We start from the raw sequence: 10,244 nt of genomic DNA on the forward strand, positions 1-10,244 counted from the left end.
AAAGGTGTTTTTTATACTATGTAATTGTTTTTTATAAATCAAAATTAGAGAGAATAATATGTTAAATAAAAAAATAGCATCGGTGATGCTATCAACAATTATTGCTGCTTCTTTTGCTACGGCTGCTAATGCAGATACCCGTGTTGCACAAGCAACTGCTACTTGGCAAGCAACTGCAATTAAAGATACAACCAGTATGTTAGTTGTCACTCCATTAAAAAGTCTGACTTTTAATTATGCTGAAGGACAAAAATCATTTAACCAACAAAATGGTGCATTTGATATTGCTATTCAAGGCCAATCTGGCGCAACCGATTTTAAATTATCATCAAAACTGATTGCTAATACGTTAGCAAGAACAACTGATGATTCAACATTAACAGTTGGCGTTAAATGGAATGGGGAAGACCTTTCTAAAACAACTGATGTCGTGTTAATTGATACATCAAAAGGGTTAACCTCAGGTTTAGATAATTTAGCTGCTGATGGTATTTACAATGGCTCTGAGCGCGCTACAGATCGTGGTGAATTCACTTTTGTGATTGCCAGTGCACAAGCAGCAGGAGCAACAGCCGATTTTAAATCACTGGCTGATGGTGTCTGGGATGGTGATGTAAAAGTGCAATTTACTGCCACTTGGGATGGTGACTTTTCTACCGTTAAACCTAATCCAGAACCTTAATTCTCCTTTATTGGCTAATTGATATTACGATAAAGATACTATAGGGAAGTAATATCTTTATCGTTATTTATTTTTAGAAACTGACTATTATGAATAAGATAAAATTAATCCTTTTTTTATTATTATGGTTTCCATTAAAAAATAGTTTTGCAGTAAATGTAGGTAATATAACAGAGATAATATCTTCTGATGAAAGTAGTCTTGCCAAAGAAATTGAAAATACAGTAAATACGGCAAGATTAGTCAATTTGACAATAGAAAAATTAGACTCACCACTTGAAAATGGGAAAGTTATTCCGGTTACTGATCCCAATGAAATTCTATCAACACCGGCTAATCTGATTCTTCCCGGTCATGCAAGTGATGTATTTAAAATCATTTATCAAGGGCCTAAGGATGATAAAGAGCGTTATTATCGATTAAATTGGAAAGATGATCCTATTGCTGAAAATGGTATAACACAAAGCTCAAAATCAGCGACAGCAACAACATCTGCAACTATTAGTACAATTTTAGTGGTTGCACCCAGAATTGAGAATTTTAATTATCAGTATCATGATAATAAAGTTTCTAATATCGGTAATAGTTCATTTCGTGTTGTGGCTTCAGGCCCTTGTCTAGCAGAAAAACAACAATATGGTGTGGAGGGGATGTGTCGCGAGCGTTATTACCTTATGCCACATTTAGCCGTTAAATTACAACTTGTCGATCTCACAAATAAAAAATCTAGCGTAGGCATTTGGCACAAAGGAGAGTTCATTGTTGTCAAATAAAAAATAAAGAATGGGCTAAATCATGCGTAAGAGTATTATCGCTTTATCAATATTAGGTATTATTTTTTCGAATACGATTAATGCTAATGAAATAAAAAGAATTAAAGTGGGCGGATATATTATTCCTCCGGCATTTGTTAATGCTTTAGAGGAAGGTATGTCGGTGCCCGTTTTCTTACGACTTAATGATGCAAATAAACAAAACCAAAGTGAAAAGAAAATTGCAGATGCGATTATTGTTATCGATAATGATAAAATAAAACTATCAAGTATTCAATTAATCGAAAATAATCAAGGCGCAACACTAAATCAGTTATTAGTTGATAAAATTGAAAATAAAAAAAATGCTATCTTTAATGAAAATAATAGTATAACTATTGATAGTAATGCTGCTCTTCAATTAAATGTCTCTTCATTTAATTTATCATTAGATGTTGATAAGTCAGCTTTTGCACCCAAAGAACATGCTAGACAATCCATATTAGGAAATTCATCTGTTAATTCATTTTCTGCTGTGGCCAACTATGATTTGGGCGTCTTTCAAAGTCGTGTTAAAAACGCCCAAGATTCATCCAGTAGCTACTTTAATTTAGACACGTTATTAGCTAAAGCTGAACACCATTTTAATATTAATGCATCTGCCTACAGTATAGGTAAATCCAATTCCAATATTGAACTCTATAGAGCAATGTATGAACGTGATTTTAATGGATTGCGTTTTGCTATCGGGTTAATGAGCACTTGGAATTTACAGTCCTTAGCCAGCTTAACAGTATTGAGTAGCAGTAAAATTTATGCAGCATCAATCGGGAATAATTCATCAAGTAGGGTGGTGAATAAACAGCAATCATTAACTCCGATTTATGCTTTTTTAAATAGTCCAGGTGAAGTTCGTATTTATCGCCAAGGTAAATTATTAAATATTCAAAATTTCCCGATGGGTAATTTTGAAGTTGATACCGGCATGTTGCCTTATGGTATTTATGAAGTAACGATTGAAACCGTTATTGATGGCAAGGTAGTGACAACACAACATCAAACCATTAATAAGTCTTTTGGCACCGCTAACGGTAATTTTGACCAATTAAATTGGGAAATTTATGGTGGCTATATTGATTTTGATAAACGTCATTATATCAAAGAGGGTGGCTCTTATAACCAAACTCCCGAAAAAAGTTATTTAATCGGTAGCTCTTTTGCTTATAACTTTCCTGTGTTATCCGGTATTCGTTTTCAAATGTCTAACTATGGATTTGATAAATTTATTGTACAGGAGACGAATATCAGTGTAGCGGTAAATAACTATCTTTCTATTGCTTGGCAAGGAATGTTAGAGAATCATGGTAGTCACCGTAATATTAGTACGCTTTCTATTAATATCCCAGAAGGCTATGGTTCATTATGGGCATCTAAAGAGAAAACTATCGTAAGAGGTGATTTACCGCTATATGAGGCTGACAGTTACTCTTATGGAGGAACTATTAATTTCGATAAGATAATGGATAGAACGGGTTCATTTACTATCAGCAATACCAAAGATAAGCGAGTTGGTAGTGATTCTATTAATTATGAATATGCAAATACATTATTTTCGGGACGTTATGGCACGGTAGGATTAAGAGCTGGGGTTCAGCGTTATCATTATGATAATCAAAATAGCACTAATGAAAAATTTATTAATCTTGATTTCTCTTTACCTCTTTCAACGTGGTTAAGTACTGGGATCTCTTCAACCAATGGCAATGTAAAAGCCAATATTTATGTGAATAAGAATTTTGAAAACTCCGTGATCACTAATGCGGGGGTTTCTGTTTCTAAGTTAGTGCATGATAAAGATAATGGTGAATCTGACTTCTCAACTCTAGGTTACGCTTCTTATGATACGAAGTATAACTCTGGTACGGTGACCATTAATCGCCCTGATAATAAACGACTCAATGGTAATTTAACTTCTCGTGGCTCTATAGCTTATAGTGAAGGGATGATCACACCCAGTGGTCAACAAGGTAAATCTGGCATTATTATCAATTCAGACATTAAAGGTAGTGGCAGTATGCTCGCTAAAGTTAACGGGCAAAATTACCCGATTAGTGGAAAAAATACCTTTATTCCATTATCTCCTTATTCAGATTATGACATCCAATTAATGAATGATGGCAAATCGAAAGACAGCTTTGACATTATTTCTGGCCGAAATAAATCCGTCACATTGTATCCAGGAAATATTGCCTTTTATCAACCGGAAGTGAGGCAATTAGTCACGGTTTTCGGACGTCTGAAATCCCCTAATGGTGAACTTTTAAAATATGCTTCAATTCGAAATCATATTGGTCGAACTAAAACAGATCAAAATGGTGAGTTTTCAATGGATGTAGATGTCCGTTATCCGGTGATCTCGTTACTACAAGAAGATCAGCAAACAATCTGTGAAGCAGACTTAGATCTTAAAGGGGCACAAGGAGCAATGTGGGTTGGAGAGGTAACTTGTCAACCTCAGTCTAGTTTCGTAAAAAGATAACGAGAACTTTATTATGAATAGCAAAATATTTTTTTTACTCGTAGCACCTTGTCTTTTAAATTTATCGCTGTCTACAACCAGTCAAGCCGCTACGGTAACTAATAGTTACGTTTTTATTGAGAATAATGTAGATAATGAATATTTTATTACCCCAAGAACAACCGATCCGCGTTTTTCGGGTGCCAATAAATATACGCGTTATTCAAAATCTTCACAGCTCAGTTTAGGTTATATGGGGTATACCAATACATCCATTCAGGCCAATCAATATGTCGATATTTGGCTAGAAAATTCTCAAATAGATAAGCCATTTGTGGGTAATCGATGTATGAGGCGTTATTGTACAGATGATAGTGGCTATTGGCCTGCGCAATATATAGGTAAAGATGGGGCTTATAAAATAGTTCAGACGAATACTAACGGTGAATCGGCTTATGCTCGGGGGATATTTAGTGATTCGGCATACCTGTATTTTCGCCAATTGCCTGTAGGCACTATAGAGACATATAGTTATAGAGCCTGTATGACAAAAACAGACTATGATCCCAGTAAAGGCGAATCTTGCCAAAGTATCGGCGGAAGAATGCTTGCATCACATGAGTTTAATATCACTAAGTCTGGGCATATAAAACTGACCTCAACAGGTGCTTTACAAGAAATATTTATTGATAGTAACGGTAATCCCACGATTGGCTTAGGCTCTCAGTTTTGCCGAGTGGGTATTGTATCAAACCAAAATGGTATTATTTGTCAGGTGATTGATCATGAAACTACTGGGGATATATTTACCAATATTAGGCTTAATTTAAAAATTAATAATACACTGATCCCTTTTACGCCAGCGGCAAATACAATAAAAATTGGCCCCGATGATGGCAGTAATAACTGGTATAATTATAATACAACATACCCCGCTAATTATTATTTTAAAGTTAATAATAAAAATGTTTCTATCTTTTTATCTAATACCTTTTTAAAAAGACTCGTCTCTAGTAATGTCGACTTTAAAAATAGCCAAGACTTTTTTACTTTTTCATTTACCAATACAGCAGTGCCTCAATCTGGGTATTATGAGTTCACCCCCTCAAATACACTTATTCTGAAACCGAGAGATTATGGCATAAGCATTATTCCTGCTGATTTTAACCCTCATCAATCTAAAACGGGAAAAGTGGGTAATGAAGAGCCACCCATTGAGTTTAATTATATTGTTACCACCAGTGGCCCTAGACAAGCAGACTCTATTACTGCATCTGTAGAAGGACCACAAACAACATTAAAAGGGCAATCCTATTGTTTATTCTCCTCCAGTGATAACCGACTTAATGTGCCTTTTCCGGCTTATCTCTCATTTAAAAATAGTGATGGCACGGATGCAAAATATAGAGCGAGTTGTGATAGTCATGAAATTTCATTAAAAAATGCGTTATGGACAGAAACACCATGGGATAGACCTGATGAAGACTTAGGTTCTTTTTATAGAACGAACCTAGATTTATCTTTTCCAATGAATGATGCTAACTCATTTTTCACTTTAGATGGTATTGATTGGCTAGGAACAGTCTCAGCCAGTGGAACGGTAACGGTTAAGGCTATATGGACTGGGCCTGATATTAACTAAAGTTGATTATTTTTATGTTATGGCGACTGATAAGAACGTACTGGTTTTTTATTTAAGTCACTTTCTATTATAACGAATACTGAAATTTTAATATGAAACTAATATCTTGGTTTAAGATACTTTGCGGGATGTTGTTAGTCTTCTTTTATCACCATGCATATGCACTTTATATTAGTGCAGATATTTCCTCTATGGAGTCGGGGGAACCCTTCTTTTCTAAGCCCTATATTAATGATACTAAAAAAACCAATTTATATACATTTAGTGCTTACCAAATTGATAGGCCGGGTTATCAAGAGCAGGGCACACCTATTCAGAATGGAGAAATTCTTTTTACTCCCCTTAAAAAAATTCTATTACCCGGGGAGCAGGAATTTTTTAAAATTTTCTATCGAGGAGAGGCGGATGAAAAAGAACGTTATTATAAAATTATTATTAGTGAAACGCCACTTGATATAAGAAATGATGAAGGGCAAAAAAAACAACCACTGTTCTACCCCACAGTAAGTTTAGAAACCTATTTTGTTGTTAGACCTAAAGATCCAGATTTCAAATATGATTTAAATATTAACCAAGGAATATTAAAAAATACAGGCAATACTTATTTTAGGGTTTTGTTACATCAAAATTGTGATGGTGATGATGACTCAGAGCCTTATGTATTTTATTTATTACCCAATCAACAAATTAAAGATCTGCGCATAAGTCAAAAAAGTCGTAAGTATATTGTTATCTTTGATAAATATTACTCTATAGGGAATTGTGAGTGATGGTGTGACTTTAAAGTGTATTGGCCATGATGATCATGGCCTGTATCCGAGTCACCTATAAGAATGATTGTGGGCATAATATTAGCTATATAACAGGAATAAATTTCTATTTATAATTTTGCATTAAGTGAAGCTCTTTTCTTAGCTATCTCCTCCTCAATCGATAAAACGCATCGGCGTTGTTACCTCTAGATTGACTTGATAATACCAATATATAAATTTAAACAATTTCAACATTTCTGATAGCGCGATAGTCAGTTATCGATAAGATAAAAATAATAGTTTTACTAATATATAGAGTAGCGGGGGATATGAATTATTGGCAGTGTATTAACGTTCTATAATAGATTAACACACTGCAGTATCTGATTTATTTCTCAGTCGTGATAACGATTAGATCACTTTTTCTTATTCAGCATCGCCTTTAAATCAGCAAAGGGGTTATAGGTTGCTTGCCCAACATCATCTTGGGCATCTTCCCCTGCTACAACGGTAGAGCCGTACTCTTCTGCTTCTGTGTATTTTGAGTGCTCATGATCATGACAATACAGACACAGTAACTCCCAGTTACTGCCATCTTCGGGATTATTGGTGTGGTCGTGATCAATATGATGAACGGTTAATTCACGCAGATTTGAATAGACAAATTCACGAGCACAACGTCCACAAACCCAAGGGTAGAGTTTTAGCGCCTTTTCGCGGTAACCGCTTTCTAGTTTTGCATAGTTTTTGGGGATCACAGCCATGGTTTATTTTGCCTGTTATAAATGATAGAGAAAGTTTTTTGGTTACTTCTCAATATACCCTAATGCATTAAGGGAGCCAATGTGATTAACACAACGCTTACTCAGCAAATAACATCGATATGGTGATGAGTGTTATTATGATAATTTGCGTTGTTGTAACGAGATGCAGTCTTAAAAATTACAGGTATAATTTCGGGCATTATTGAGCAAAATTAGGCATAAAAATGGCAAAACTTACCTTACAAGAGCAGATGCTAAAAGCGGGATTAGTGACAAATAAGAAAATGGCTAAAGTACAAAGAACGGCGAAAAAATCGCGGGTTCAGGCCAGAGAAGCGAAAGAGGCTGTAGAAGAAAAGAAACGTTTACAGCTTGAGCGTGATAAACAACTCAGTGAACAGCAAAAACAAGCAACCTTATTAAAAGAGTATAAAGCGCAAGTTAAACAACTTATTGAGATGAATAGAATTACCCCTGCTAAGGGCGATATTGATTTTAAATTTACCGATAATAATGTGATTAAAACGCTTGAGGTGGATAAAGTAACACAATCTCAATTAATTAATGGTCGTTTAGCTATTGCACGTTTAGTGATTGATAGCGCCGGAAACAATGAATATGCCATTATTCCTGCGAGTGTGGCAGATAAAATCATGCAAAGAGATGCAGATTGTATCTTATTAAACAACACATTAAGCCAAGCAGAACAAGACGAAGATGATCCTTATGCTGATTTTAAAGTGCCAGACGATTTAATGTGGTGATTTTAAGGGTGGCTTGATATTAAAACGGCGAAGGTAGATAAATATCCATCGGTTGCTCACTAACAGGGTGAATAAAATGTAACTCACAGGCATGCAACATTAGCCGTGGGGTATGCTCTGTTCCTGATAATAATAGGCCACCATACAAATCACACCCTAAAATAGGGTGCCCTATATATTGGCAATGGATACGCAATTGATGTGTTCTGCCTGTTTCTGGCGTGAGTCGCACGCGCGTTAAAGGTAAGCGAGTGCCATCAGCAAGAGTCTGATAAAACCGTTCGATAACTTGATAGTAAGAGCGCGCAGCTTTGCCTTGTGTGGTGCTAATCGACATACGTGGAAAGTGTTGTGGATCTTTCGCGATAGGCGCTTCTATAACACCACTATCATTTTGCAAATGGCCACATAATAGGGCGTCATAAGCTTTAGTGACGGTTCGCTGGCTAAATTGTTGACAAAGTGCACGGTTAATCGCTTTATTCAGGGCAATAACCATCACCCCCGATGTGCCAAAGTCTAAACGATGAACTAATGTGCACTCGGGAAACAATGGTACTAAGCGATAATGAACAGAATCGATATTTTGCGGGTTTTTACCTGAAAGGCTTAGTAAACCTGAAGGTTTGTTTATTACCAGTAGATGTTCATCTTGATAAAGATACTCAATCTTGTCATGGCAAGTGGGGGCAATAAAGGTATCAATAATCGTCGACATCAAATTATCCTGATCACAAAAGTGCACTGATCATAGCTAAATTTCAGCCGATTGGCGACTCAAACCATAATATGCTTATTTACTCAATTTAAAGACTAATAGGCAAAGGCATAGTCTGAATGCAGATTGTGCTTTATACTGCATAGAGAAAATTGAGTAATAATGATCATGTAGGCGGTAATGGCAATGAATGGAACAATCACAAAATGGTTTGAAGATAAAGGTTTTGGATTTATCAAAGATGAAAATGGGGATAATCGCTATTTTCATGTGATTAAGGTTGCCAACCCTGATCTTATTAAAAAAGATGCAATAGTCACGTTTGAACCCACGACCAATATGAAGGGGTTATCAGCCTATGCAGTAAAAGTGATCCCAGACAGTAAATATATCTTTATTGCCGGAGAGCGCGTTAAGTTAACGTCAATTAAGTCTTATCGTGTTTATAGCGAACAAGTACCCGTTAAAACGCATATTGATAAAGAAAATACAATATTATCGGTTGGTATGCTAATGAACAGTATTAAGCCTAAATCTGAGTCGGCAGCAGATCAAACGCGTACTTTGAAAAAAATTGATATCATTACTTATCACGGCAAAGTATTAACCTTTACTGATGATGAAGTCGATATTGATGCAACAGTCAAAGTGATTAAGGCTTAATTGAGATAATGCGCATCTGTTTTTAACTCAATAGTGCAATGGATCACCTTTGTGATTAAGCATATTATGCAGTAGAGTGTAATATGCTTAACTGATTGTTTTATCATGATTATTAATTGATTAGGTGAGATATGCTGGATTTTTTAAAAAATTATGACAATTTAACCGTCAGTGAAAAGAAAGTATTAAAGTATCTTACCGATAATATCGCCGATATCCCCTATTTAAATATTAATGATTTAGTCGCTAAAACCTTTGTATCAAAAACGGTAATTATTAATTTATCGCAGAAGTTAGGTTTTAGTGGCTTTAAAGAGCTAAAGTTTCAAATTAATAATTATATTCTTTCGCGTAATAAAATAGAAAAGAGTGATCACTCATCTTATAAAAAACAACTAGAGAAGAATATTAATAAAAGCTTTACCCTCATCAATGAAGAGCAAATTAAAGAGTGTGCTAAAACCCTGCGCCATTCTCGTAATATTTTTATTGTGGCAAGGGGAACAAGTAAAGCAGTCGGTTATTATCTTGAACACTTATTGTTTGCACTGGGCCTGCATTGCTTTTTTATTAATGATTATAACTTATCAGATTCATTTACACGTTTAGTGAATGAAGATGACACGGTTATTTTTATCTCTCTTTCAGGGGGAACTAAAAAGATCATTGAAACGGCAAAAATTGTGCAGTTAAAAGAGGCAAATATTATCAGTATGACAGCCTTTAATACCAATGAGTTAACCAGTTATGCGACGCATACGCTATTTTGTTTCGCGGATAATCATGATACGAAAAAAGATGATACCAAGTCACGAATTGGTTTTTTTATTTTGGTTGATTTGTTAATAAATGAAATAGAAAATCTACTTTAAACATTATTTTTTAGTCTCAGAATGATCTCTTCAAGATTAACTTTTTCACGGCCTTATTCTTTACTATATTAATAAATTTAATGTGTTTTAAGCTAAAATAACAATTTATTTTAAAAA

General features: G+C 35.0%; 10 protein-coding genes. 8 read left to right on the top strand and 2 right to left on the bottom strand.

Going from position 1 to position 10,244, the window contains the following annotated elements; translation table 11 throughout:
• The first annotated feature begins 58 nt into the window (after nucleotides 1-58).
• The 5 genes from ecpA to AACU95_RS13745 all read left to right on the top strand — a co-directional run bounded on the left by ecpA (nucleotide 59) and on the right by AACU95_RS13745 (nucleotide 6,364).
• Nucleotides 59-682 carry a common pilus major fimbrillin subunit EcpA gene (ecpA, locus tag AACU95_RS13725; protein ID WP_004246669.1) on the top strand — a complete coding sequence of 208 codons (624 nt, stop codon included), beginning with the start codon at nucleotides 59-61 and terminating at the stop codon, nucleotides 680-682.
• Between the two features lie 89 nt (nucleotides 683-771).
• Nucleotides 772-1,455, top strand: a complete 684-nt coding sequence (locus AACU95_RS13730; RefSeq protein WP_036969763.1) for an EcpB family pilus assembly chaperone — start codon at nucleotides 772-774, stop codon at nucleotides 1,453-1,455.
• A 22-nt stretch (nucleotides 1,456-1,477) separates the two neighbouring features.
• Nucleotides 1,478-3,973: a CS1-pili formation C-terminal domain-containing protein gene (locus tag AACU95_RS13735; RefSeq protein WP_074561576.1), complete on the top strand. Its 2,496-nt coding sequence runs from the start codon at nucleotides 1,478-1,480 to the stop codon at nucleotides 3,971-3,973.
• Nucleotides 3,974-3,986: 13 nt separating this feature from the next.
• Nucleotides 3,987-5,594, top strand: coding sequence for a hypothetical protein (locus tag AACU95_RS13740; RefSeq protein ID WP_004250003.1), 1,608 nt, complete (start codon nucleotides 3,987-3,989; stop codon nucleotides 5,592-5,594).
• Nucleotides 5,595-5,686: 92 nt separating this feature from the next.
• Complete coding sequence (locus AACU95_RS13745) at nucleotides 5,687-6,364, top strand: hypothetical protein (protein WP_012368584.1); 678 nt, start codon at nucleotides 5,687-5,689, stop codon at nucleotides 6,362-6,364.
• 398 nt (nucleotides 6,365-6,762) lie between these two features.
• Here the strand turns inward: AACU95_RS13745 and yajD are convergent, their stop codons facing one another.
• Nucleotides 6,763-7,110, bottom strand: a complete 348-nt coding sequence (yajD, locus tag AACU95_RS13750; protein WP_004246674.1) for an HNH nuclease YajD — start codon at nucleotides 7,108-7,110, stop codon at nucleotides 6,763-6,765.
• A 224-nt stretch (nucleotides 7,111-7,334) separates the two neighbouring features.
• On the opposite strand from yajD, the gene AACU95_RS13755 reads away from it, so the two are divergent.
• Complete coding sequence (locus AACU95_RS13755; RefSeq protein ID WP_017628616.1) at nucleotides 7,335-7,874, top strand: DUF2058 domain-containing protein; 540 nt, start codon at nucleotides 7,335-7,337, stop codon at nucleotides 7,872-7,874.
• A 19-nt stretch (nucleotides 7,875-7,893) separates the two neighbouring features.
• Here AACU95_RS13755 and AACU95_RS13760 read toward each other — a convergent pair whose 3' ends face one another.
• Nucleotides 7,894-8,592 (bottom strand): RluA family pseudouridine synthase, encoded by a 699-nt coding sequence (locus AACU95_RS13760; RefSeq protein ID WP_012368575.1) that lies wholly within the window; start codon nucleotides 8,590-8,592, stop codon nucleotides 7,894-7,896.
• A 186-nt stretch (nucleotides 8,593-8,778) separates the two neighbouring features.
• On the opposite strand from AACU95_RS13760, the gene AACU95_RS13765 reads away from it, so the two are divergent.
• Both AACU95_RS13765 and AACU95_RS13770 read left to right on the top strand, forming a co-directional pair.
• The gene (locus AACU95_RS13765; RefSeq protein ID WP_004249014.1) at nucleotides 8,779-9,255 is read left to right on the top strand and encodes a cold-shock protein; all 477 of its coding nucleotides are present in this window, start codon (nucleotides 8,779-8,781) and stop codon (nucleotides 9,253-9,255) included.
• Between the two features lie 131 nt (nucleotides 9,256-9,386).
• Nucleotides 9,387-10,127, top strand: a complete 741-nt coding sequence (locus AACU95_RS13770; protein WP_004246678.1) for a MurR/RpiR family transcriptional regulator — start codon at nucleotides 9,387-9,389, stop codon at nucleotides 10,125-10,127.
• Nucleotides 10,128-10,244 lie beyond the last annotated feature (117 nt).

The organism is Proteus sp. G4415, from assembly GCF_963896075.1.
GTDB lineage: Bacteria > Pseudomonadota > Gammaproteobacteria > Enterobacterales > Enterobacteriaceae > Proteus > Proteus mirabilis.

Coding starts and splice junctions, on each gene's coding strand:
- ecpA (WP_004246669.1), top strand. CDS start 59: ATGTTAAATAAAAAAATAGCATCGGTGATGCTATCAACAATTATTGCT.
- AACU95_RS13730 (WP_036969763.1), top strand. CDS start 772: ATGAATAAGATAAAATTAATCCTTTTTTTATTATTATGGTTTCCATTA.
- AACU95_RS13735 (WP_074561576.1), top strand. CDS start 1,478: ATGCGTAAGAGTATTATCGCTTTATCAATATTAGGTATTATTTTTTCG.
- AACU95_RS13740 (WP_004250003.1), top strand. CDS start 3,987: ATGAATAGCAAAATATTTTTTTTACTCGTAGCACCTTGTCTTTTAAAT.
- AACU95_RS13745 (WP_012368584.1), top strand. CDS start 5,687: ATGAAACTAATATCTTGGTTTAAGATACTTTGCGGGATGTTGTTAGTC.
- yajD (WP_004246674.1), bottom strand. CDS start 7,110: ATGGCTGTGATCCCCAAAAACTATGCAAAACTAGAAAGCGGTTACCGC.
- AACU95_RS13755 (WP_017628616.1), top strand. CDS start 7,335: ATGGCAAAACTTACCTTACAAGAGCAGATGCTAAAAGCGGGATTAGTG.
- AACU95_RS13760 (WP_012368575.1), bottom strand. CDS start 8,592: ATGTCGACGATTATTGATACCTTTATTGCCCCCACTTGCCATGACAAG.
- AACU95_RS13765 (WP_004249014.1), top strand. CDS start 8,779: ATGAATGGAACAATCACAAAATGGTTTGAAGATAAAGGTTTTGGATTT.
- AACU95_RS13770 (WP_004246678.1), top strand. CDS start 9,387: ATGCTGGATTTTTTAAAAAATTATGACAATTTAACCGTCAGTGAAAAG.